The organism is Saccharothrix sp. NBAS 001 (genome assembly GCF_056640475.1).
On record NZ_CM153251.1, the window covers coordinates 1,684,108 to 1,708,203 of the forward strand.

The following is a 24,096-nucleotide window of genomic DNA, read 5'->3' on the forward strand; positions in this document are numbered from 1 at the left end:
AATCTTCGCATTTCCGGGCGGTCCCGCCCAGCGTGAATTCCACGGGAGGTGTGAACTGTCCACGAAGTGGGTATCAGTCACTCGAACTTCGAGGGGAGCATCACGATGGGCAAGCACAGCATGGGCGCGGCCGACCGCCAGTGGGGCGGTCCGGAACTGGTGGAGGACGCGGAGGCGGCGGCGGAAGCGGCCACCACCCCGTTCCCCGCCGTGGAGGATTCCGACGCCCGCGCCGAGGCGGACTGAACCCGGCGGGTCGGATTTCACCCGATCGGCCGGGTGTGCGCCTCGACCGGGCGGGTACCCGTGCTCCGACGTGCCCACACCAGCGGGGAAGGTGACGTCGTGGAGTGGCTGACCGTCCGCCGGGGCGTGCCCGCCCAGCCGGGCCCGCTGCGCGACATGGACCTGTGGTGGGAACGCGTCGGCCGCACGCTCGGCCGTCCCTGGGACGTGTCCACCGACGACTCCTGCCCGTCGTCGGTGGACGTCGTCGTCACCGCGCACGCCTACCTGCTCGCGACCGTCGTGCCCGGCGCGCACCCGCACGACCTCGTCGTCGAGGTGCACGACCACGACCTGCCGGCCGACGGCGTGCCGGTGCCCCGCTCCCGGGTCGGCATCACCGTCCGCCGCACGTGCGGCCTGCTGTACCGGGCGACCCTGCCCGCCGTCGACGTGGACCGCATCGAGGCGTGGCTGCGCGACGGGGTGCTGGTGGTCCGCGTCCCGGCCACCGAGGTCACCGTCGTTCCCGGGACGTGACGACCCAGTCCCCGGTGATCCGCTCCGGGACGACCTTGAGCGTCACCGGCCGATCCGGGTCGAGGCCGCAGGCCGTAGATCGCCTCCCAGCCCGCGACCGGGGACGATGGTCGCCTCCTGCGGCCTGCCCGGGTCGTCCAGGGCGACGGAATCCCGACCGCAGGACCCACCGCCCGTCTTGCGCCCGTCGACCAGCACCGACAGGTAGAGCCGCCGGGCGTCGTGCGAACCGGTGGGCTCCTCGGCCCGCCAGTGCCGCCGCCACCAGGTGGCAGGTGTCGACCATGATCCGCCGGACGTACGGCTCGGGCGCGGGTCAGCGGAAACGCGGTCCGCAGCAGGCGCGGTGAGGCGCGTGCCACGAACTCCTCGTAACCTCCGGGCACCCCCACCACGCCGTGGCCTGTCGACTCGTCGGACCCCCGTACTGCGAGTCGGGCCGGCGGGATGGTCGCACGGTCGGGCGGGAAATCCCCGGGACCTCAGAGCAGGTCGCGCAGCAGGTCGGCGAGGCCGGTGACGGTGTCCGGGCCGAGCCGGTCGGCCAGCGCCCGCTCGTGCGCGGCGGCCAGGGCCTCCAGCCGGTCCAGCTTGACCTGCCCGAGGTCGGAGACGTGCACGGAGACCTTGCGGCGGTCCTCGCCGGACTGCGAGCGGTACAGGAACGCCGAGTCGACCAGGCCGTCCACGATCCGGGTCAGCGTGGCGTGCGGGATCTCCAGCGCGGCGGCCAGTTCGCCCATCGAGCGCTCCTCGGCGGCCAGGGCGCGCAGCACCCGCCACTGGTCGACGCTCGCGCCTTCCTCCTCCAGCACCGCGCCTAGGTCGCGCACGAACGCGCGCTGGGTGCGGGTCAGCAGGTCGACCAGGTCCGCCCGGCGGGTGTGCTGCTGATCAGGCATGACGCACCTTTCACCGGGGGACTCGTCGGCGAGCATACTGACCGGCGTGGAGTCCTCGGCGGTCGTGCGCGCGGTGCTGCGCGACCGGCTGGAGGTCGCGGTGGCCGGTCCCGACCCCGGCGCGCTGCGGATCGGCCTGCTGCTGCCGCTGTCCGGCGCGCTCGGGTTGACCGGGCCGTCCGGGCTGCTCGCCGCGTCGCTGGCGGCGACCGAGCTGAACGCGGCCGGCGGGGTCGCGGGCCGGCAGGTGCAGCTCGTGCTGGTCGACGCCGGGCGGCTGCCGGACGAGGTGGCGCGCGACGCGGCCGGGCTGGTCGGGGTGGTGGACGCGTTCGTCGGGTTCCACACCAGCGACGTGCACCGGGCGTTGGAGATCGCGCTGGGCGGGCGCGCGCCGTACGTGTTCACCCCGCCGCACGAGGGCGGCCCGCGCCGGCCCGGCGTGGTGCTGCTGGGCGATTCGCCGGGCCGCCAGCTCGCGCCGGCCGTGCGGTGGCTGGTGGCCCGGCGCGGGCTGCGCCGGTGGGCGCTGGTGGGCAGCGACTACATCTGGCCGCGCGCGGTGCACCGGGTGGCGGCGGGGATCGTGCGCGGACTGGGCGCGGAGGTGGTGGCGACCCGGCTGACGCCGTTCCCCGGGCCGGGGATCGACGCGGAGGAGATCGTCGCCGCGCTGGCGCGGGCCCGTGCGGACGCGGTGCTGCTCAGCCTGGTCGGCCGGGACCTGGCGCTGTTCAACCGGGCGTTCACCGCGTCGCCGCCGGCCGGGCGGGTGGTGCGGCTGTCCGGTTCGCTGGAGGAGAACGGCCTGCTCGCGGCGGGCGGGGACGACACGGGGGAGCTGTACGCGGCCATGCGGTCGTTCGCCGGCCAGGGCGACGAGCGGCGGGTGGCGCTGGCGGAACGGCACCACGCGCTGTTCGGCGGCCGTGCCCCGGTGCTCGACGCGTACGCCGAGGGGTGTTACGACGGCGTGCACCTGGCCGCCGCGTTGGCGCGCACCGGCGCGTTGACCGCGTACGACGCGCAGGCCGGCACGGCGGCGCTGCTGGCGTCGGCCGACCGGGGCGCGTGGGCGGGCGCGCCGGCCGGACCGCCCCGGCTCGGCGGGTTCCTGGCGCGCGCGGACGGTCTGGACCTGACCGTGATCGCGCCGTTGCGGCCCGTGCGCCGCCTCCCGTGAGCGCGTGACGCGGCCCCCGCGCGGTGCGGCGGAGGTTCCGGGAAGCTCTCCGGACGACTGGACGTGACGTGCGCGCGACCGGATGTGATCGGCCGGCAGCGGTAGGGAAAACTCCTTCCAGACGGAACCTTTCCAAATGGAAGGAACGTGTCTAGGCTCGCCGCACCACCGCACGGCAGGAGGACGCATGGCGCAGGATCAGGGCGTCGAGAAGTACGGCTACACCCAGGAACTGCGGCGGTCCCTGGGGTTCAAGGACCTTCTGGTCTACGGGTTGATCTTCATGGTGCCGATCGCGCCGTTCGGCATCTTCGGCAGCGTGTTCCAGGGCTCCGGCGGCATGGTCGCGCTGGCCTACGCCATCGGCATGCTCGCCATGCTGTTCACCGCCGGCTCCTACGCCCAGATGTCCAAGGCGTTCCCGATCGCGGGCTCGGTCTACACCTACGCCGGGCGCGGCATCGGCGCGCCGGTCGGCTTCCTGGCCGGCTGGATGATCCTGCTCGACTACGTGCTGGTGCCCGGCCTGCTCTACCTGATCGCCGGCGTGGCGATGAACTCGCTGGTGCCCGCCGTGCCGGTCTGGCTGTGGCTGATCGCGTTCGTGCTGCTCAACACCGCGGTCAACTACCTGGGCATCGAGATGACCGCCAAGGTCAACCGGGTCATGCTGGTCGCCCAGCTGATCATCCTGGCGATCTTCCTAGTGATCGGCGTGGTCGCGCTGACCCAGGGCAAGGGCCGGGGCTTCAGCTTCGACCCGCTGTTCAACAGCGCCACGTTCTCCTGGCCGCTGGTGTTCGGCGCGGTGTCCATCGCGGTGCTCAGCTTCCTCGGCTTCGACGGCATCTCCACGCTGGCCGAGGAGAACCGCGACTCGGCCCGCGCGATCGGCCGGTCCATGGTGGCCGCGCTGGTCGTCACCGGTCTGCTGTTCATCACCCAGACGTGGGTCGCCTCGCTGCTCGTCGAAGACCCCGACGGCCTGATCGCCAACGGCGACGCCGGCGGCACCGCGTTCTACGACGCGGCCCGCGCGGCGGGCGGCCCCTGGCTGGCCACGCTGACCGCCGCGGCCACCGCCGTGTCCTGGGGCTTCGCCAACTCGCTGGTCGCCCAGGCGGCCACGTCCCGGCTGCTGTTCGCGATGGCCCGCGACCGCCAGCTGCCCAAGTTCCTGGCCAAGATCCACCCGACCCGGCGCATCCCGGTCAACGCCACGCTGCTGGTGGCCGCGGTGTCCCTGGGGCTCGGCCTCTACATGCAGTCCCGCGAGGACGGCATCACGCTGCTCAGCTCGCTGGTCAACTTCGGCGCGATGACCGCGTTCCTGGTGCTGCACGTGTCCGTGGTCGCGCACTACGTGATCCGGCGGCGCAGCCGGGACTGGTGGAAGCACCTCATCGCGCCGGCCATCGGGTTCGGCATCCTGGCCTACGTGGTGGTCAACGCGAAGGTCGCCGCGCAGACGGTCGGGTTCGTCTGGCTCGGCATCGGCGCGGTCATCCTGGTCGGCCTGCTCGCGGCGGGCCGCAAACCGGAACTGGCCGGCATCGCCGGCGACGACGAGGAGGGCAAGTGAGCATCGAGGTCGTCCGGCTGCACCCGGAACGAGCCGACCTGGGCTACGCGTTCGGCGGGCGCGCGCCGCTGCTGACCGTCAAGCCGGGCACCGTGGTGGAGCTGAGCACCGAGGACTGCTTCGGCGGCGCGGTGCGCGGGGTGGACGACCTGCCCAGCCAGGTCTGCGAGTTCCCCTACCTCAACCCGGTGACCGGGCCGATCGCGGTCGAGGGCGCGGAGCCCGGCGACACCGTGGCGGTGCACTTCGTGGAGATCCGGCCGACCCGCGACTGGGCGGTGTCCACCACGTTCCCGCACTTCGGCGCGCTGACCGCGACGCACACCACGGCGATGCTGCACGACGCCCTGCCCGAACGGGTCTGGCGCTACGACGTGGACGTGGAGCGCGGCGTGGTCCGGTTCAACGCCAGGTCGAGCGAGTTCCAGGTGGAACTCCCGCTGGACCCGATGCACGGCACGGTGGGCGTCGCGCCCGCCGCCGGTGAGGTGATCATGAGCATCACCCCCGGCGCGCACGGCGGGAACATGGACACCCCCGAGATGCGCGCGGGCACCACCGCCTACTTCGGCGTGAACGTGCCCGGCGCGCTGATCTCGATCGGCGACGGCCACTGCCGGCAGGGCGAGGGCGAGGTCTGCGGCACCGCCGTGGAGGCCGCCATGTCCACGGTCGTGGTGGTCGACCTGATCAAGGGCGCGGCCACCCCGTGGCCCCGGCTGGAGAGCGACACCCACCTGATGTCCACCGGCTCGGCCCGGCCGCTGGAGGACGCGTTCCGGATCAGCCAGCACGACCTGGTCGGGTGGACCGGCGGGCTGCTCGGCCTCGACCCGCTGGACGCGTACCAATTGGTGAGCCAGGCCGGGCTCGCGCCCGCCGGGAACGTTGTCGACACGAACTACACGATGTTGGCGAAACTGCCCAAGGACATTCTTTCGGGTGCTGTGGTATTTGACGGGGTGCATTCCCGCCTGCGCGCCGCGGCGGCCCGCTACTTGTCCGAGCGGGGCTAGCTCGTCTCGTTTCGCGAATTGGTTGATTCGGAGCAAGGCAATCCCACAGGCACCCGCTACGTTGAGTGTCAGGCCGCCCACCTGGAGGAGTGGACGTGCCTGTGGTCAAAGTGCTACATCGCATCACGGCAGTGGTTGGCGTGGTCGCGCTGCTCATCGGCGGCGCGGCCTCCGCCAGCGGAAACACCACCGGCCACCGGTCCGGCGACTGGCCGGGCTGGACCGGCGACAAGTCCGGTTCCCGGTTCGCCCCGGCAGAACGCCGGATCGCACCGTGGAACGTCGGGAAACTGGAGCTGAAGTGGGCATTCGCCTATCCGAAGAACGGGTTCCCGGCAAAAAGTCAACCGGCCGTGGTGGATGGCGGCATCTACTTCGGCAGTCCTGACGGCAAATTCCACGCACTGGACGCGAAGACCGGTGCGGGCCGCTGGACGTTCGACCTCGCGAGTGTGAGCGCGGGGAGCGTGGTGATCGACGGGCCGACCGTGGCCCGCGGCAAGGTGTACTTCGGCGACAACGGCGGACGGCTGTACGCGTTGGACCAGCGGAGCGGGCGGCTCGCGTGGTCCAAGGACACCGAACCGCACGCGGCCGGGATGCACACCAGCTCCCCGCTCTACCACGACGGCCGGATCTACGTCGGCGCGTCCAGCGGCGAGAACATCAACCCGGACCGCAACTACCCGTGCTGCACCTTCCGCGGGCACGTCGACTCGATCGACGCCGAGACCGGTGACCTGGTGTGGCGCTACTTCACCACGCCGGAACCGCAGGCGGTCGGCACCTGGCCCAGCGGCGCGACCCGCTACGAACCGTCCGGCGCGGGCGTGTGGAGTTCGCCGGTCGTCGACGAGCGCACCAACACCCTCTACGTCGGCACCGGCAACCTCTACTCCGGCACCACCGGCGACTTCGACACCCTGCTGGCGCTCGACGCCCGGACCGGCGCGGCCAAGTGGAAGCAGAAGGTCACCCAGGCCGACACCTGGCGGCTGCTGTGCGGCTTCCCGGACAACGAGGGCTACTGCCCCGGGCAGAAGGACGGCACCGCGCTGGACTACGACATCGGCGCGACGCCCACCCTGTTCCGGCACGACGGCCGCACGTTCGTCGGCGTCGGCCAGAAGAGCGGCGTCTTCCACGTGTTCGACGCGCGCAACGGCTCGGTGCAGTGGCGCCGGCAGCTGTCCAAGCCGATGCCCGGCGGCGGCCTGAGCGGCATCCAGTGGGGCAGCAGCTTCGACGGCAAGCGGCTGTACATGGCGACGAACTGGGGCAACCCCGGCACGGTGTTCGCGCTCGACCCCGGCAACGGCGACGTCGTCTGGCAGACGCCCAACCCGGACAACGGCTGCACCACCGGCGGCGCGGCCCAGTTCCCGCAGGTGTGCCAGCGTTCCCACACACCGGCCGTCAGCACCAGCCCCGGCCTGGTCTACGAGGGCAGCGTCGACGGCAAGATGCGGATCTACGACTCCACCACCGGCAAGGTGCGGTGGGAGTTCGACACCATCCGCGACTTCGCCGGCGTGAACGGCCTGACCGGGCGCGGCAGCGCGATCTCCGGCAACGGTGGTGCGGTGATCGCCAACGGGATGCTCTACGTGCAGTCCGGCTACTGGCCCTCCTACCCGAGTGATCACGGCAACGTCCTGCTCGCGTTCGGACTCTGACCTCGCCGCTCCCCGCGCCGGAGCCCCCGGCGCGGGGAGCGCACCGCGCAAGGAGTTTCTGACATGCGTACTGCGCACCACCGCCGTCTCGGCGTCGTGGCGCTGGCCTGCCTGCTCGCCACCTCGTCCGCCACCTCCGCACCCACCACCACGGCCGCCGAACGCCCGCGCACGATCCCGGTCACCGTCAGCGAGGGCACCAACCTCGCGGTGGCCGTGTCGCCCCGGGACGGCACCATCGTCGTGGACCTCCAGGGACAGCTGTTCTCGGTGCCGCCCGGCGGCGGCGCGGCCACCGCGATCGGCGCCGACTTCCTCGACCCGTACTGGCCGTCGTTCTCCCCGGACGGGAGTAGGCTGGCCCTCCAGTCGTTCGCGGACGGCATGTTCCACATCCGGACCGTCGCGGCCGACGGCACCGACGCCCGCCAGGTCACCAGGGGCGACTACGACGACCTGTACCCGGCGTGGTCGCCGGACGGCCGCCGGATCGCGTTCACCTCCGACCGGCAGGGCGGCGAGGACATCTGGACCGTCGACGTGCGCTCCGGCGCGGTCACCCGGATCACCTCGGCGGCCACCGCCGAGACGCACCCGACCTGGCACCCCGACGGGCGTTCCATCGCCTACGTGCAGGGCAACGCGGTGGAGAGCGTCGACCTGGCGACCGGCGCGGTGAGCACGCTCGTGCCGGCCGCGCCGGGCTTCGTGAGCGCGCCCTCGTGGTCGCCGGACGGCAAGCGCCTCGCGTTCCTGCGCGGCGGGCAGGGCGGCCGGACCCTCCAGGTCGCCGAGGGCGGCGCGGTCCGCCAGGTCGGCACCTACCGCGACGTGTTCCCGTTCCCGCCGCGCTGGCTGGACGCCGACCAGCTCGGCTACGGCGCGAACGGCCACATCGCGGTCACCAGGGTGAGCACCGGGGCGTCCCGCGAGATCCCGTTCACCGCGACCTTCCAGCTCCGGCGCGACCGCTACGACCGCAAGGCGTACGACTTCGACGGCAAGCGACCGCGCCCGGTGCGCGGCATCGCCGGACCGGCGCTGTCCCCGGACGGCGGGTCCGTGTTGTTCAAGGCCCTCAACGACCTGTGGCTGCTGCCGATCGGCGGCAGCCCGAAGCAGCTCACCCGCGACGGCTACCACGAGTCCGACCCGGCGTGGTCGCGGGACGGCACCCGGATCGCCTACGCCTCGGACAAGGCGGGCAGCGTCGACCTGTACGCGCTGGACGTGGCCACGGGCAAGGAGCAGCGGCTGACCTCGTCGCCCGGCGCGGAGATCGCGCCCACGTGGTCGCCGGACGGCCGGGCCGTGGCGTTCCAGGACCAGAACGCCCAGACCTTCACCCTCGACCTGGCCTCCGGCGCGGCCACCCGCGTGCTGGGTCCGCAGAACGCGCCCGGCCGGCCGAGCTGGTCGCCGGACGGCCGGACCCTGGCGATGGCGGTGTCGGCGGCCGACCGCAACCAGATCCTGCTGCTCGACCTCGCCTCGGGTGCCACCCGGACCGTCGAGCCGGGGCCGTTCGCGTCGATCTCCACCCGCGGCGACGACGGGCCGGTCTGGTCGCCGGACGGCCGGGCGCTGGCGTTCTCCATGGACAGCACGATCCACGTGCTGCCGGTCGACCCGTCGGGCACGCCCACCGGCCCGGCCCGGCAGGTCACCCGCGAGGCGAGCGACGCGCCGACGTGGGGACCGGGGAACACCTTGCTGTACCTCAACAACGGCCGGTTGAAGAAGACCGCGGCGGACGGCGGGCAGCCGGCCGACGTGCCGGTCGGGCTCACCTACACCCGCGACAAGCCGGACAGCCGGGTGGTGATCCGGGCCGGCCGGCTGTGGGACGGCAAGAACGCCGTGCCGCGCACCGACGTGGACATCGTCGTGGTGGACAACCGGATCCGCGCCATCGAGCCGCATCGGGCGGACCGGTCCCTGGCGGGCTGGAAGTACGTCGACGCGAGCGCGCTGACCGTCACGCCCGGCCTGGTCGACATGCACGTCCACCAGGAGATGCGGGCCAAGTACGTCGGCGACCGGCTGGGCCGGCTCATGCTGTCCTACGGCATCACCACCACCCGCTCGACCGGCGACCCGGTGTACCGGGCGGTCGAGGACCGCGAGGCGCTGGACTCCGGGGCGCGCACCGGCCCCCGGTTCTTCCTGACCGGCGAGATGCTCGAAGGCTCGCGGGTCGGCTGGGAGTTCGCCCGGCCGGTGCGCAGCGAGCGCCAGCTCGGCCTGGAGCTGTCCCGGGTGCGCGAACTGGACTACGACCTGGTCAAGACCTACGAGCGGTTCCCGTTCGACTGGCAGGCCCGGGTCGCGGACCGGGCGCACGGGCTGGGCGTGCCGACCACCTCGCACTACCTGTACCCGGGCATCGCGCACGGCGTGGACATGAAGGAGCACCTCGCCGGGCCGACCAAGTGGGGCTTCGCGTTCGCCCGCGACGCGGCGGCCGGCGGCGTCTACGACGACGTCGTCCAGCTCGCGGCGCGCGGCGGGATGCCGTTCAGCACCACGCTGTTCAGCTCCGGCTCGATGCTCGCCGACGACCCCGGTCTGGAGAACGACCCCCGGATCCGCGCCCTCTACACGCCGCAGGAGCAGCAGACCCTGCACGCGAAGGTGTTGTGCGCGCAGGGACTCGGGCCGTGCGGCTTCCTCGACGGCAACGCCGAGCAGGCCCGTCGCGAGGTTGGCGTGGTCAAGCGGCTGCTGGCCGCCGGCGGGACGGTGCTCGCGGGCACCGACGCGCCGTTGGACACCATGGCGGTCGCGCTGCACTTGAACCTGCGGGCGATGGGCAAGTACGGCGTCGACCCGTTCGCGGTGCTGCAGAGCGCGACCCTGCTGTCCGCGCGGCAGCTGGGCGTCGAGCGCGACCTGGGCAGCGTCGAGGAGGGCAAGCTGGCCGACCTGGTGTTCACCGGCGGCGACGCCTCCCGCGACCTGGCGAAGCTGGCCGACGTCCGGATGGTGATGAAGAACGGGCGGCTGTCCACAGTGGACGAGCTGGTGAAGCCGTTCGCCGGGCCCGCCGGCCGCTGAACCCCCGCGCCGGGACCCGGACCCCTTGCCACGCCGATGCAGGCGGCGGGCCGGCGGGTCCGGGTCCCGGCGCGGGTCCACCGCCGCGCACCCGACGGCACGTTCCCCTGATCTGGTCGTCCACGGCCGTCGACAAAAGTACCCGAATGGTGCACACGTTCGCCTGCGTGCTTTTCCGACCTGCGGATCGCGGTTCACCGGGCCCGGCACCGGGGCTTTTCCGGCAGGCGGATTCCGGTCGGCCGGATTCGCGTTGTGCGCGCGGTCGGGCCCGATTATTCGGGTTGCGCGGTCATTACGCTGTACTCCCGTGGCGGACGGCGGCGGACAGGACAAACCCGTGGACGGGCGGGTCGCCCGGTGGGCGGGGCAGCGGGAGAAGCGGCGCGCGGAGATCGTGACAGCCGCGCTGGCGGCCATCGGCGAGCACGGCCCGTGGGTGTCGACCGAACGCATCGCCGAGCGCGCCGGGATCTCCCGCCCCCGGCTGTACCGCCACTTCGACGACGCCGACGACGTCTACGCCGCGGTCGGCCGGCGGATCTCGGAGCTGATCATCGCCGAGATGGTGCCCGTGCTGACCCGGCCGAGCGGCAGCGCGCGCGAGATCATCACCCGGATCGTGCGCACGTACGTGGTGTGGATGACCGACAACGTCTCGCTCTACCACTACGTCGTGTCCCGCTCGGTGGAGGCGGACCCGGAGCGGCGGCTGTGGGCGGCCGACATCCGGGCCCGGATCAGCGGTCTGCTGGGCCAGGTGATCGGCGGCTACATGGCGCTGCTGGGCGTGGACGCCCGGCTGGCCGACCCGCTGTCGTTCGGGCTGGTCGGCATGGTCGAGTCGACGACGGCCCGGTGGTCGGTCGAGCCCGGCTCGCTGGACCGGGCGGAACTGGTCGACCGGCTGGCGGACTGGGCGTGGGGCGTGCTGGACGACGTGCTGCGCGAGGCGGGGTTGACGCTCGACCCCGACCTGCCATTACCGCCACTGCCGGATCCGGCGGAGTCCGACCGCCGGCTGTACTGATGGGCGGGTGGCCTCCGATGGTGCTGTGGGCGCGTTGGGTGTTGTAGTGCGGGACCCGGTCGGGCAGGGCGGTCAGGTGGCGGCACGGTGACGCTGCGGTCGCGGAACCGGACGGCCGCGTGGTGCGGGAACCCGGCGCGGGTGGGGTCCTTCTCGTGGGGCGGGGTTCGTGGCGGAGGCCGGTGTGCCTGCGCCTTACGGGCGTGCCGGTGATCGGGTCGGTCGCGGACGGCGGCGGGACCCCGCGTCGGCGCGGTCGTGGCGGTCGACCCGTTTGTTACTACAGCTAAAGCGCGTCGGTCGACGGCCGCGCCGGGCCGTGCGAAGGCCGTCCTCACTCTCGGCACTTGAATTGGCACTCTGCGCATCCTTGCTGGTACGTTGATGTAACCCTTACTTTGATGTACCGCTAAATTGCGAGGCTGACTCGTGACCGGATCGGGAGTTGTCGCGCGAGGGCACCACTCGGCGGCGAGCGACGACCGGCTGATGGCGTTGGTGCGGGCCGGCACCGTGTCCGCCTTCAGCCCCCTCTACGAACGGCACCTCGGGGTCGCCCGCGCGCGGGCCCGCCACCTGGTGCCCCGGTGCCCGGCCGAGGCCGACGAGGTGGTGTCGGAGGGCTTCCTGCGCGTGCTGGAGGTCCTGCTGGTCGGCGGCGGGCCGACCCGCTCCTTCCGCGCCTACCTGCTGACCACGATCACCCGCACCGCGTTGGCCCGCAAACGCCGTGAGGCGCAGGAGTTGCTGACCGGCGACCCGGCGGCGGACGAGGCGGCGCACGCGCGCGTCGACCCGCAGCCGTACCAGGAACGCGCCGTCGAGGGGGTGCTCGAACGCAGCCTGGCGGTCCGCGCGTTCCACCGGCTGCCCGCGTCCGCCCGCCAGGTCCTGCTCTACACCGAGGTGCTCGGCCTGTCGCCGGCCTCCGCCGCGCCGCTGCTGGACATCTCGCCCAACGCGGTGTCCTCGCGCGCCCACCGCGCCCGGGAGGCGCTGCGCGCGGCCTATCTCGACGCCCACGTGACCCGCCGGCCCCTGCCGCCCGGTTGCGCGCACGTGGTGAGCGAACTGGGGACGTGGGCCCGGCGGGCGCTGCGGCCCCGGCGAAGATCCATTGTGGACCAACACCTCGCGCGGTGTCGCGGCTGCCGCGACCTGTCCGAGGAACTGGCGTCGCTGAACACGATCCGGGTCGCCGAGCCGCCCCGGTTGCAGCCCACCGGCTAGCTCAGCCCGCCCGGAAGGCGGCGCGGTAGGCGTGCGGGCTGGTGCCGACGACCCGGCGGAACCGGTCGCGGAACGCCGTGGGCGAGCCGAACCCGGTCCGCGCGCCGATCCGGTCCACCGGGTGGTCGGTGTTCTCCAGCAGGTGCTGGGCCTGCCTGATCCGGGCGCGCAGCAGCCATTGCAGCGGCGTGTCCCCGGTCTGCTCGCGGAACCGGCGGTTCAGCGTCCGGGTGCTCGTCCCGGCCTGCCGCGCGAGGTCGGCCAGCGTCAGGTCGCGGGCCGCGTGCTCGTCCATCCAGCGCAGCAGCGGTTCCAGCGCCGAGCCGCGCGGCACCGGCGGCAGGTCGTGCACGATGAACTGGGCCTGGCCGCCCTCGCGCTCCAGCGGCATCACCGACAGCCGGGCGGCGTCGGCGGCCACCGCCGAGCCGTAGTCGCACCGGATCAGGTGCAGGCACAGGTCGAGCCCGGCCGCCGCGCCCGCCGACGTCAGGCAGCGGCCGTTGTCGACGTAGAGCACGTCGGGGTCGACCTCGACCGCCGGGAACCGCTCGGCCAGCAGCACCGCGCACACCCAGTGGGTGGTGGCGCGCAGGCCGTCGAGCAGGCCGGTGGCGGCGAGGATGAACGCGCCGGAGCAGATCGACGCGATCCGGGTGCCGCGCGCGGCGGCCCGGCGCAGCGCGTCGAGCACCTCCTCCGGGATCGGCGCGGTGGGGTCGGCGCAGCCGGGCAGGATGACCGTGTCGGCGTCCGCCAGGGCTTCCAGGCCCCACGGCACCCGCACGGCGAACGCGCCGGCGTCCACGGTCGGCGTCACGCCGCAGACCCGGAGCCGGTAGGCGGGGCGGCCGTCGGGCAGGCGGGTGCGGGTGAACACCTCGATCGGCGTCGACAGGTCGAACGGGATGACCTTGTCGAGCGCGAGGACCGCCACGGTGTGCATGGCGACAACGTAGTTCCAAGGGCAGTTCACGCCAAGTCCGCCGACCTGCTGGTTCATCCATCTGTGCAGGTCATCGAGTTGGCGAGAATCGGGTGCAACGTGGCAGTCCGGCCAGTTCCCGGCGGTCTCGGAGATCGTTAGCGTCGGTGTCGCCGACGACCGAGGAGGACTGATCCGGCGATGCTCGCGCAGATCGTGTTGTTCGACGGGTTCGACCCGCTGGACGTGACCGCGCCGTACGAGGTGCTGTCCGCCGGCGGCGTGCCGGCGGAACTCGTCTCCGCCGAGGGTGCCCGCGAGGTGCCCAGCGGGCTTGCCCCGCTGACCCTGCGCGCCGGCGGGCCGCTGGACCCGGGGCGCGCGGACCTGGTGGTGGTGCCGGGCGCGGCGGGGACGCCGGACGTCGTGGCGCGGGTGCTGCGCCGCGCCCTCGGCACGGGGTTGCCGGCGCTGCTGGGGCGCTCCCTCGACCGGCCCGGCAGCACCACGGCCGCGGTGTGCGGCGGCTCGCTGCTGCTCGCCCTGGCGGGCCTGATCACCGGCCGCCCGGCCACCACCCACCACCTCGGGCTGGACCTGCTGGCCGAGGCGGGCGCGACGCCGGTCCGGGCCCGCGTCGTGGACGACGGCGACCTGGTCACGGCCGCCGGCGTGACTTCCGGCCTGGACCTGGGCCTGTACCTGCTGGAGCGCGTACTCGGGCCGGGCGCGGCGCTCGCCGTGGAGGAGCTGTTCGCCTACGAGCGCCGGGGCACGGTGTGGCGGGCCGTCCCGGACCGGGTGGGCGCGTGACCAAGCTCCTGCTCTCGCTGCACGTGCTCGCGGCGATCGTCGCGGTCGGACCGGTGACGGTCGCGGCGAGCATGTTCCCGGCCGCCGCCCGGCGCGCGCTGGCCGCGCCGGACCCCGACCTCGGGCCGGTGCGGACGTTGCACCGGATCTGCCGGGTGTACGCCGGGGTCGGTATCGCCGTCCCGGTGCTGGGCATCGCCACCGGCTCGGCGATGGGCGTGCTCGGCGACGCCTGGCTAGTGGTTTCCACGGGGCTGACGGCGGTCGCCGCCGGGGTGCTGCTCCTGCTCGTGCTGCCCGGACAGGACCGGGTGCTGACCGGGCTGACGATCGGCGGCGGTGCGGCCAGGCGCCTGGCGATGCACACCGGGCTGTTCAACCTGCTGTGGGCGACGGTGACCGTGCTGATGGTCGTCCGGCCGGGGTCGACGACCGGCGCGTGATCGCTTGACAGCGCCCGACCTCGATCGTCATGGTCGGTCAATGGTCTCCTCCGCCCCCGGCGCGGAACTGGCGCACCGGCCCGCGTTACGGCCGGCCGAGGACACGCGGTCGCTCACCGACCGGCTCGGCTGGCGCGTGCTCGTGGTGGGCGACGACTCGGCGGTGGGCCGGGAGTTCCCGCAGCGGTACCGCGACGACCTGACCGCGCGCTCGACCGGGCCGGTCCGGATCGAGTTCCACCTCGACGGGCCGGAGTTCGCCCGGTGGCCGGGCCTTTCCGGGCACGTCCCGTGCCTGGTGCTGGTCGCCGACGCCGGGGTGCACGTGCTGCCGTTCGCGGGGCGGGACGCCGACGACGTGCACCGGGTGCTCACCGGCTGGATCGAGGAGTACCACCGGGCCAACGAAGGGCTGCTGGCCCGGTGGACGGCCGTGGAGCACGAGGTGCACCGGCTGGTGGCGCGGCTGTCGGGTTCGCTGTCGGCGATGCGGGAGTGGTCCGCGCGCGACGTGGCCGCGCGGAGGTCGTTGCGCGGGCTCGAATCCCTCGCCCGCGAGGTGGCCGCCGCACGGCCCGACCGCCTGGACGCGCTCCTGACGGACCGGTCGGGCCTGCCGCCGGACCTCGCGACCGCGTTGTGCGCGTGCCGGGACCGCTTGCGGGAGCTGGACGCCGTCGAGGCGGCCGGGGAGCGGATGGGCGCGGCGGCCCGGGACCTGGCCGGGTCCGCCGACCGCCGGGTGGTGCGTCGCGTCCTCGGCCGGCTCACCGAGGACGCCGCGCTGCGCCGCCTGCTCACCCCGGACGGCGCGGCGGCGCTCGCCGCGGCGTGGACCGCGTTCGGCCGCGAGGACGACGCCGACGTCCGGAAGTGGCGGGCGGACAACGGCAAGCGCTTCACGCTGCCGGTGTTCACCGCGGCCCGCCAGGCGTGGCGGTGGATCGCCGACCAGGGCAGGCTGCCCCGCGAACCGCCCGCCCGGCACCGGAAGCGGGACTTCGACGCGTTCACCCGGGCACTGGCGGCCCAGCCGCTCGACGCGGGCGCGGCCGACGCCGTGCTGGCCGCGCTGGCCGTCCACCACGGCGTGACCGACGAGCCGGAGTGGACCGCCGCGACCGCCGGGTTCCGCGCCTACCTGGCCGACGCGGTGGACCGGCTGCGCGCCACCGCGCCCGCCGACTTCACCCTGGTCGGCCACTGCCTGCCCAACTTCGCCCCGCCGGTCCGGCCGCTGACCGGCGAACTGCGGGAGCGGCGGGACGCGCTGGCCTCGGCGCTGTGCCGGGACGTGCCCGGTCCGGTCGCCGACGACCGGGCGGCGGTGCTCGCGTCCGTGCCCGCGCTGGTCGGGGCGCACCGGGCGCGGATCGCGGCGGACCTCGCGGTCCCGCCGCCCGCGCCGACCGGTGCGGCCGAGGCGGAGCGCCTGGCCGATCTGGTCGACGTGCTGGACTCCTATGAGGACGCGGTGCGCTCGGTCGTCCACCCGCAGCGGGCCGATCCGGCGGCGGTCGCCGTGGAGATCGCGGTCGGCCCGGCCGACGTGCCCGGTGGGCCGCCGGGGGAGGACCCGGTGGACGTGCTGCGCCGGATCGCCGCGCGGACCGTCGCCGAGTACCGCGAGGTGCGCCGCCGGCGGTAGCCGTCTCCTGCGCAAATCCGGTGCGCCGGCCGGGTTCGCGGTGCGAAGCTGTGCGTCGGACCGCGCGGAAGGGCACCATGCTCCACAGGACGATCATCCAGCACACCCACCGGGTACCGGCCTCCGACGGCCCGGCCGGTGACGGCCGCGCGGTCGCGCGCCAACTCGACGCGGTGCTGCTCCTGGCCGGGTTCAAGGCGTCCGGCGAGTTGCTGCGGCACGTGTCCGGGCTCGGCGCGCCGGTCGCGCTGGACCTCGCGGTCGAGGTGGTCGGCGCGGTGCGCGAGATCGTCGGGGACGACGTCGAGCACAACCCGTACTTCAAGAACTTCCCGCGCGGCGTGCCGGACACCACGGCGTTCTGGCTGAGGTCGCTGCGCCTGGCGCTGCTCGACGACGGCGGCCACCCGCCGGCCGTCGCCGGCGGGGCGCTCGACCTGCTCGCGCTGCCCGGCTACGGCCGCGTCCAGCACACCTACGAGGAACTCCTGGCCGCGCACGACGAGCTGATCCCGTCGTGGAAGGACCGGGTCACCGTGCTGCACCTGGGCGGGACGGCCGAGCAGGAGGGGCGCGCCCTCTACCTGTCGCTGGCGTCCAGCCCGGTGCCGCTGCACGAGACCGACCTGGACCTGCTGGCGGAGCTGGTCACCCTGGGGCTGGACGGCGAGCACCCCGAACCGGCCCCGGTCCGGGAGAACCGGGCGGTGGTCAACGCGGCGCGGCTCGCGGCGGGCCGGCCCCTGGTCGGTGTGGACACCGTGACCGACGTGCTGCGGCTGGCCTGCCGGGCGTCCGGCGGCGACGTGACGCTGCGCGAGGCGACCAGGTTCCGGTCGTTGCGGCGGCCGCAGCGGCGGGCGTTGATGGCCGCGCTGGACGCCGTGGTCGGGAGATCGCCGGCCGCGCTCGGCGACGTGCCCGCGTACCGCCGCCGCTGGCAGCGGCTGGGCGAGCGGCTGCACCCGCACGAGCACGCGGCGTTCCCGCACGCGCGGGACGTCTTCGCGGTGGCCCGGGGCGAACGGGACGTGCGGTCGTCGGCGGGCGAGGTGGAACTGGCGTTCGCGGCCGGTGACGTCCCGGGCGCGGTCCGGCTGCTCGCCGGCGCGCCGGGCACGTTGCTGCGCGCCGTGGACCGGGTGCTGCGGTCGAGCGGGCCGGACGACGTGGCCGACGTGCTGGACACCGTGGGGTCGGTGCTGGGCCGGGTGTCCGGCCGGGTGCTGTGCTCGGTGCGCGAACACCTGGTCAACCGGACCGCGCCGGAGCCCGCCAGGGTGTTCACCAACCGCGCGCAGCGGTCGTGGGTGACCTCCGACGACCGCGCCCCGCTCGACCCGGTCGCGGTGGACCGGCTGGTCGCCCTGCTGGACGCGGAACTGCTGCGCCGGCTGCCCGCCCACCGCCACCTGGTGGTGGACCCGGACGTGCTCGCGGTCGCGCTCCCGCTGTCGGACAAGGGCACCTCGGACGGGTTCGCGGTGCTGCCGCGCGGTTCGGTGAGCCCGGTGTCGGGCGAGCTGCTGCGGTTCTTCCTGTACTGGCGGCAGCACGAGCGCCGCACCGACTACGACCTCTCGGCGTTGCTGCTGGACGAGGACTTCGGGTTCCTCGGCCAGCTCTCGTGGACCAACTACCGGCACGGCAACGCGTACTACTCGGGCGACATCACCGACGCGCCCGACGGCGCGACGGAGTTCATCGACATCCCGTTGGACACCGTGTCCGCGCACTACCTGGTGCCGCAGGTGAACTACTACGCGGGCGAGAAGTTCGCCGAGGCGGCGGAATCGTCGTTCGGCTTCATGACCCGCGACCTCGACCAGCGCGGCCTGCCGTACGAGGCCGCGACCGTGCGGATGCGGTCGGAGGTGCGCGGAGCGGGCAACGTGGCGTTGCCGGTCGCGTTCAGCCGCGACGGCGACGGGGCGTGGACGGCGAAGTGGCTGCACCTCTACCTGCGCGGCCAGTCGCTGGGCAACCGGGTGGAGGAGCACCGGGCGAGCACCGAACTGCTGGTCCGCGCGGTGATGGGCCGCCGCTACCTGTCGGTCGGTGATCTCGTGGAGTTGTTGCGCGCCAAGGCCGACAAGTACACGGTGTGGACGCCGGACGACGTGTCCGACGAGCCGGCGTTCGACGGGCCGGTGACCTACATCGGCATCGAACGGCCCGAAGGGCTGCCCGGGGGTTCGGAGGTGTTCACCTTGGCCACCTTGAAGAACCTGGTGCCCGAGTAGTGCTAGCCTGACGCGGCGAGGCCATGCGGGAGCTTCCTTCTCACTCCGAAACCCTAGTTCCCGCCTTCTCCTCGCCCCTCTCCTCCGCTGCCGGGTGCGGCCGACAGCGGGTACGGCACCTCCGGTTCCGCGCCGGGATCCGCAGGTGTCCGCCGGTCGGCACGAACGTGGTCGTGCGGCGCGGCGGTCGGGCGGCCAGGTGGCGGCCGAGACGAGGTCGGCGTGCTCGCCGAGGTCCGCGCCGCCGAGCACGCTCCGGGCCGCGTCGCCGGCGACGGTGACCGGGATGAGCGGGTGCCGGGTGCGGCCTCAGGACGACGCGCCGTCCCGCCTCGACCGGGCGGGTGCCGACGCCGAGCCGGAGCCGTCCGGGGCGGGCGGCTCGCAGCGGGTGAACGGGTGGCGGTCCTCGTGGACGGTCGGCCCGAGTTCCCGTCCCCGCCCGGCGACCCGGTCGACCAGCGCGAGGTGCAGGGCTCCCGGTCACGCCCGGTCACCGGCCGCCGCGGTCGTCCGCCGGGGCGGCCTCGGTCCGGCGGCCACTGTGGACGGTGCCGGGGGAACCGCGGTCCGGCGGAACCGCTGGGATAGGAACTCCTGATGACGGCGGGCCGTGGCACTGCCTCCCCGTCCGGCGCGCGAAACCCGCGCCGGGCGTTCCCGGGTGCTCCGCCGGCCCGTCCGGCGGTGGTTCCGCGTCCGGTCGGCCCATTCACCGGGCGGTTCCGGAGCACCCGGGAGCGGGCGGTGCGGGCGGATTCCGGTGCACCGGCATTGGCCGGTCCGGGGCCGCGCGGCCGTTCGGCAGATATCCCCGGTGCTCTGTTTTCCGGCGGACCGGCGGCCGTCCGACGGCGGGTGGAATTCACCTGGTGACGCACGGTGGTCGTGCGGTGCGGAATCGTATCGTCCGGCGAATGGCGAAGCGGCTCGCCGGGTCGTCACGCCCACATTCCGGGCCCGCTGTCAACCCGCCGCTCGGGCGCCGGTCGGAACGGTATCAGGGAATCTTTGCGGTACCCATTCCAGTTTGCTTGGAATAGGTTGAGCAGGCCCGGTCCGGCGTGTATATATCTGCGGAGGTGCCGAGGTGGATACCGGATCGGGAAATGGTGGCGCAGTGTGGCGTGACGACTTCGCGACATCCCTTCGAGAAGGCCGCGGCCGGTGGTGTCCACAACGGGCCCAGATGATCACCGCAGGACCTCCGACGCGGCTCCCACCAGTGCCGTTGTCGGGGTGACGGGCTGCTCGGCAGGCGCCGCCGAGCAGTGCGAGGGTTCTCCCGCCCGGTTCTTCGCCAGGGCGGAGTGGTACCGCGACCGGCCCGGCGTCGATCGGTCGCGCAGTCGTGCGGTGCCCGCGGTGAACGCGGTAATCGGTTTTGCCGGTGCAGCCGATCGGCGGAGGCATCGGTTTTTCGAATAGCTCGACACGGACGCCCGGCGGACATCCCGCCGGCACCGGAAATACCCGGCACGACCACCCTGCGCACAATCGATTCACCGCCGCCGGCGCGCAGGGCGCGGGCGGCCACCCGGCCGGGCCGGTATCCGCGGGCCGGTCCAGGTCGAAGGGGAGAGGGTTGGGATGAACACCAGGAATCCGGAGAACGTGGTCGTGGTGGGTGGGGGAACCGCCGGCTGGATGACTGCCGCGTACCTCAAAGCGGCATTCGGCGACCGGATCTCGGTCACCCTCGTGGAGTCCGGCAAGATCGGCACCATCGGTGTCGGCGAGGCCACGTTCAGCGACATCCGGCATTTCTTCCAGTTCCTCGACCTCAAGGAGGAGGACTGGATGCCGGCCTGCAACGCCACCTACAAGCTGGCGGTCCGGTTCGAGGACTGGCGCGAACCGGGGCACCACTTCTACCACCCGTTCGAGCAGATGCGGTCGGTCGGCGGGTTCCCGCTCACCGACTGGTGGCTCCAGGACGGCCCGACCGACCGGTTCGACAAGGACTGCTTCGTGATGGCGTCGCTGTGCGACGCGGGCCGCAGCCCCCGGCACATGGACGGCCGGCTGCTTGAGCAGGACTACGTCGAGGGCGCCGAGGAACCGGTCGGCCTGACCATGTCCGAGCACCAGGGCAAGACCCAGTTCCCGTACGCGTACCACTTCGAGGCCGCGCTGCTGGCCAAGTACCTCACCAAGTACTCGGTGGACCGGGGCGTGCGGCACATCGTGGACGAGGTGCAGGACGTCCGGCTCGACGAGCGCGGCTGGATCGACCACGTGGTCACCAAGGACCACGGCGAACTCCGCGGCGACCTGTTCGTGGACTGCACCGGGTTCCGCGGGCTGCTGATCAACAAGGCGCTCGGCGTGCCGTTCCAGTCCTACCAGGACACCCTGCCCAACGACAGCGCGGTGGCGCTCCAGGTGCCGCTGGACATGCAGGCCCGGGGCCTGCGGCCGTGCACCACGGCGACCGCGCAGGAGGCGGGCTGGATCTGGACGATCCCGCTGTTCGGCCGCATCGGCACCGGCTACGTCTACGCCAAGGACTACTGCTCGCCCGAGGAGGCCGAGCGGACGCTGCGCGCGTTCGTCGGACCCGAGGCCGAGGACGTCGAGGCCAACCACATCCGGATGCGGATCGGCCGCAGCCGCGAGTCGTGGGTGAACAACTGCGTCGCCATCGGCCTGTCCAGCGGCTTCGTGGAACCGCTGGAGTCCACCGGGATCTTCTTCATCCACCACGCGATCGAGCAGCTGGTCAAGTTCTTCCCGGCCGCCGACTGGCACCCGAAGCTGCGCGACATGTACAACTCGGCGATCGCCAACGTGATGGACGGCGTCCGCGAGTTCCTGGTGCTGCACTACATCGGCGCGCGGCGCGACGACACGCAGTACTGGAAGGACACCAAGACCCGGGCGATCCCGGACGGCCTGGCCGAGCGGCTGGAGCGCTGGAAGGTCCAGCTGCCCGACTCGGAGAACATCTTCCCGTACTACCACGGGCTGCCGCCGTACTCGTACATGTGCATCCTGCTCGGCGGCGGCGCGATCCCGCTGCGCCCGTCGCCGTCGCTGGCGCTGTCCGACGACACGGCGGCGCGCAAGGAGTTCGCCGCCATCCGGGACAAGGCCCGGCACCTGGTGGAGCGGCTGCCCGCCCAGTACGAGTACCACGCCCGGCTGCACTGAGCCGGCGGACCCGGGCGGACCCATGACCGAGCCCAGCACGCGATCGGCCGCCCTGCCGGACGGGTTCCGCGCGATGATGCGCGGCTTCCCGTCCGGCGTGGCCGTCGTGACCACGACCGACCTCTCCGGACGCCCGTGGGGCATGACCTGCTCGTCGGTGTGCAGCGTCGACCTCGAACCACCGACGCTGCTGGTCTGCCTGCGCTCCACGGGCCCGACACTGGCCGCCGTCCTGGTGCGCGGCGGGTTCGCGGTGAACCTGCTGCACGAGGACGCCCGGCCCACCGCCGAACTGTTCGCATCCGGCGACCCGGACCGCTTCGACCGGGTGGCCTGGCGGCTCGACCAGGACGCGGCGGGCCCGCACCTGGCGGCCGACGCGCACGCCGTCGCCGACTGCAGGGTGGGCCCAACCCAGGTGGTCGGCAACCACGTGGTGGTGTTCGGGGAGGTCTCGCGGATCACCCGGCGAGCGGACCGCCACCCGCTGCTCTACGGCCAGGGCGGCTACCGCCGCTGGTCGGACCGACCCGCCTGACGGCCTTCCCCCGTCGGCCGGCCTGACCGGCCCGACCGCGTTTCCACCGCCGTTCCCCCGTGACGGCGGTGGAAACGCGGTGGCGCGCGGGCCGTCCGCCGCCGACGATTCCGGTCATGCCCGCCGTCCTCGTGTTCGCCCCCGCCGCGCTGCCCCGCGCGTGGCTGCTCGCCGGGCAGCTCGGCGCGGGACTGCTGGAGCCGGGCGACTCGTGGCTGTCGGATCTGGCGGAGGTCCACACCGGACGTCGGATCCGCCTGACGACCCTGGCGCGGGCACGTGCCGCGAGCGGTCCGGCGTTCGTGAAACCGCCTACTGGCAAGGAGTTCCCGTCCCGGGTGTACGCCGACGGCGCGGACCTGGCGTCCCGGACGGCGGACCTGCCCGGCGACACCCCGGTGCAGGTCGCCGACGTCGTGGCGTTCGCGGCGGAATTCCGGCTGTACGTGCTCGACGGCGCGGTGCGCACCGGTTCCCGCTACGCGACGTGGGGTTTTCCGGACCCCCGTCCGCTCGACGAGGACCCCGAAGCCGTGCGGGTGCGCGGTTTCGCGGCGGACCTGCTCGACGCGGTCGGCGGCACGCTGCCCGGTGCCGTCGTGCTCGACGTCGGCCTGGTCGGGCCGCCCGACGACCCCGGCGGGACGTGGTGGTGGTCGAGGCGAACATGGCGTGGTTCGCCCAGCCGTACCGGTCGGACCCGGACGCGGCGTTGGACGTGGTGCTCCGCTCCGCCGGGCCGGCCGACGAGGTGTCGGAACGCGACCGGCCCTTTCTGCGCCCGCGTCGACCCGGCCCGTTGTGTGAATGGGGTTCGCGATTTCCGCGCGGGTAATGGGGGGATATTCACCCTGTCCGATTTTCGGACGGCGCTTTCGGCAGGGCTTTCCGGTCCGTGCGGAATTTCTGCGGAAACAAATGATTTGCCCGTCGCCGCGTGGTTCGGGTTAACCTGGTGAGGTCGCGTCGGAATGCATCGCGCGACACGCTCAAGCCGGGGGGTGGAGCGACCGAACAGCGTGGAGTCCCGCCGTGCCGCTGATCCTGGTCGTGGCGTGGCGGTGAGCGCACAGCGAAGCGATTCGCCGTGTCCCGGCATCGTATTGCCGCAGGGGGAAAGTGCGTTGACGCAAACCGTGGTCGTCCGCCGTCGTCGTGCCAGCGGCGACGGCGGACGACCACTCCGGTGCAACCACGCCGTGCGGCTGTGACGTCCTGGTGGCATGAACCGCGTACTCCTGTTCGTCGTGGCGGCTCTGGTCGCCGGCTGCCAGTCCGCCGCCGCACCGCCGGTGGGTGACGCGGTCGCGTTGCGCGTCGACCTGCTGGCCGGCGGGCCACGTGGCCCCGGGACGGTCGACTTCCCGACGTTCGTGCTCTACGGCGACGGCCGGCTGATCGTGGCGGACGGGGAGGACGGCGGCACGCCCGTGGCCCGCGAGTACCACGTGACCGGTGAGGAGTTCACCCGCCTGTACGAGAAGGCGCGTGAGGCGGGCTTGGCCGAGCCGCGCGAGTTCCGCAGCCAGACGCCTGATGCGTCGGTGCTCGTGGTGACGTTCGGCCACGCGTCCGGGCGGGCGGTGACGCGGATCGTCGCGCCGGACGTCACGACTGCGGGCGAGGTGGGCAGGGTGGTGCGCGCGGTGACGGCATGACCCGCATGATCGCGCTGCGGCCGTTGTTGCCGGGGGAGTCGGACTGCGGCGCGTTGCGCCTGGGCTGACTGGTCCTTTGTGGAGGGATGGGGTGGAAGGACTCGCCGCCTTGGTTGGTTCGTGGACGCCGGGGTCCGGCGGACGGGCGTGGAGCGGTCCGCGTTGTGCGGGAGCGGATCCATGACGGCACGGTGGCCGACGGGTGTGGATAGGCTTGTGGTGGCGGCCAAGGGT

Annotated in this window: 19 protein-coding genes; 17 read left to right on the forward strand and 2 right to left on the reverse strand. The window is 73.2% G+C overall.

Going from position 1 to position 24,096, the window contains the following annotated elements; translation table 11 throughout:
- The first annotated feature begins 105 nt into the window (after nucleotides 1-105).
- Nucleotides 106-246: a hypothetical protein gene (locus AC0HI0_RS07445; RefSeq protein ID WP_480931524.1), complete on the forward strand. Its 141-nt coding sequence runs from the start codon at nucleotides 106-108 to the stop codon at nucleotides 244-246.
- Nucleotides 247-345: 99 nt separating this feature from the next.
- Complete coding sequence (locus tag AC0HI0_RS07450) at nucleotides 346-765, forward strand: Hsp20/alpha crystallin family protein (RefSeq protein WP_480931525.1); 420 nt, start codon at nucleotides 346-348, stop codon at nucleotides 763-765.
- A 482-nt stretch (nucleotides 766-1,247) separates the two neighbouring features.
- On the opposite strand, the gene AC0HI0_RS07455 is transcribed toward AC0HI0_RS07450, so the two are convergent.
- Nucleotides 1,248-1,667: a MarR family winged helix-turn-helix transcriptional regulator gene (locus AC0HI0_RS07455; RefSeq protein ID WP_480931526.1), complete on the reverse strand. Its 420-nt coding sequence runs from the start codon at nucleotides 1,665-1,667 to the stop codon at nucleotides 1,248-1,250.
- Between the two features lie 46 nt (nucleotides 1,668-1,713).
- Between AC0HI0_RS07455 and AC0HI0_RS07460 the strand changes: the two genes are divergently transcribed.
- The 7 genes from AC0HI0_RS07460 (at nucleotide 1,714) to AC0HI0_RS07490 (ending at nucleotide 12,441) form a co-directional block, all read left to right on the forward strand.
- Nucleotides 1,714-2,850 carry a substrate-binding domain-containing protein gene (locus AC0HI0_RS07460; protein WP_480931527.1) on the forward strand — a complete coding sequence of 379 codons (1,137 nt, stop codon included), beginning with the start codon at nucleotides 1,714-1,716 and terminating at the stop codon, nucleotides 2,848-2,850.
- 187 nt (nucleotides 2,851-3,037) lie between these two features.
- The gene (locus tag AC0HI0_RS07465) at nucleotides 3,038-4,432 is read left to right on the forward strand and encodes an APC family permease (RefSeq protein WP_480931528.1); all 1,395 of its coding nucleotides are present in this window, start codon (nucleotides 3,038-3,040) and stop codon (nucleotides 4,430-4,432) included.
- A complete protein-coding gene (locus tag AC0HI0_RS07470) occupies nucleotides 4,429-5,448 on the forward strand; it encodes an acetamidase/formamidase family protein (protein WP_480931529.1) in 1,020 nt (339 codons plus the stop codon). The genes AC0HI0_RS07465 and AC0HI0_RS07470 overlap by 4 nt, the downstream gene beginning before the upstream one ends.
- 131 nt (nucleotides 5,449-5,579) lie before the next feature.
- Nucleotides 5,580-7,124 carry an outer membrane protein assembly factor BamB family protein gene (locus tag AC0HI0_RS07475; protein WP_480931530.1) on the forward strand — a complete coding sequence of 515 codons (1,545 nt, stop codon included), beginning with the start codon at nucleotides 5,580-5,582 and terminating at the stop codon, nucleotides 7,122-7,124.
- A gap of 63 nt (nucleotides 7,125-7,187) precedes the next feature.
- The gene (locus AC0HI0_RS07480; RefSeq protein ID WP_480931531.1) at nucleotides 7,188-10,181 is read left to right on the forward strand and encodes an amidohydrolase family protein; all 2,994 of its coding nucleotides are present in this window, start codon (nucleotides 7,188-7,190) and stop codon (nucleotides 10,179-10,181) included.
- Nucleotides 10,182-10,491: 310 nt separating this feature from the next.
- Nucleotides 10,492-11,211 (forward strand): TetR/AcrR family transcriptional regulator, encoded by a 720-nt coding sequence (locus AC0HI0_RS07485; RefSeq protein WP_480931532.1) that lies wholly within the window; start codon nucleotides 10,492-10,494, stop codon nucleotides 11,209-11,211.
- Nucleotides 11,212-11,640: 429 nt separating this feature from the next.
- Nucleotides 11,641-12,441, forward strand: a complete 801-nt coding sequence (locus tag AC0HI0_RS07490; protein WP_480931533.1) for an RNA polymerase sigma factor — start codon at nucleotides 11,641-11,643, stop codon at nucleotides 12,439-12,441.
- Between the two features lies 1 nt (nucleotide 12,442).
- Here the strand turns inward: AC0HI0_RS07490 and AC0HI0_RS07495 are convergent, their stop codons facing one another.
- Nucleotides 12,443-13,387: a GlxA family transcriptional regulator gene (locus tag AC0HI0_RS07495; RefSeq protein ID WP_480931534.1), complete on the reverse strand. Its 945-nt coding sequence runs from the start codon at nucleotides 13,385-13,387 to the stop codon at nucleotides 12,443-12,445.
- 180 nt (nucleotides 13,388-13,567) lie between these two features.
- Here AC0HI0_RS07495 and AC0HI0_RS07500 point away from each other — a divergent pair, with 180 nt between their 5' ends.
- The 8 genes from AC0HI0_RS07500 (at nucleotide 13,568) to AC0HI0_RS07535 (ending at nucleotide 23,862) form a co-directional block, all read left to right on the forward strand.
- Nucleotides 13,568-14,179, forward strand: coding sequence for a DJ-1/PfpI family protein (locus AC0HI0_RS07500; protein ID WP_480931535.1), 612 nt, complete (start codon nucleotides 13,568-13,570; stop codon nucleotides 14,177-14,179).
- Nucleotides 14,176-14,622, forward strand: coding sequence for a hypothetical protein (locus AC0HI0_RS07505; protein WP_480931536.1), 447 nt, complete (start codon nucleotides 14,176-14,178; stop codon nucleotides 14,620-14,622). Before AC0HI0_RS07500 ends, AC0HI0_RS07505 begins: the two co-directional genes overlap by 4 nt.
- 40 nt (nucleotides 14,623-14,662) lie before the next feature.
- Nucleotides 14,663-16,270, forward strand: coding sequence for a hypothetical protein (locus AC0HI0_RS07510; protein WP_480931537.1), 1,608 nt, complete (start codon nucleotides 14,663-14,665; stop codon nucleotides 16,268-16,270).
- Between the two features lie 77 nt (nucleotides 16,271-16,347).
- The gene (locus tag AC0HI0_RS07515; RefSeq protein WP_480931538.1) at nucleotides 16,348-18,513 is read left to right on the forward strand and encodes a TerD family protein; all 2,166 of its coding nucleotides are present in this window, start codon (nucleotides 16,348-16,350) and stop codon (nucleotides 18,511-18,513) included.
- A 1,590-nt stretch (nucleotides 18,514-20,103) separates the two neighbouring features.
- The gene (locus AC0HI0_RS07520; RefSeq protein WP_480931539.1) at nucleotides 20,104-21,666 is read left to right on the forward strand and encodes a tryptophan halogenase family protein; all 1,563 of its coding nucleotides are present in this window, start codon (nucleotides 20,104-20,106) and stop codon (nucleotides 21,664-21,666) included.
- Nucleotides 21,667-21,688: 22 nt separating this feature from the next.
- On the forward strand, nucleotides 21,689-22,204 hold the full coding sequence (locus AC0HI0_RS07525) for a flavin reductase family protein (RefSeq protein WP_480931540.1): 516 nt from the start codon (nucleotides 21,689-21,691) through the stop codon (nucleotides 22,202-22,204).
- Between the two features lie 116 nt (nucleotides 22,205-22,320).
- A complete protein-coding gene (locus AC0HI0_RS07530) occupies nucleotides 22,321-23,163 on the forward strand; it encodes an ATP-grasp domain-containing protein (protein ID WP_480931541.1) in 843 nt (280 codons plus the stop codon).
- Nucleotides 23,164-23,427: 264 nt separating this feature from the next.
- Complete coding sequence (locus AC0HI0_RS07535) at nucleotides 23,428-23,862, forward strand: hypothetical protein (protein ID WP_480931542.1); 435 nt, start codon at nucleotides 23,428-23,430, stop codon at nucleotides 23,860-23,862.
- The last annotated feature ends 234 nt before the right edge of the window (nucleotides 23,863-24,096 follow it).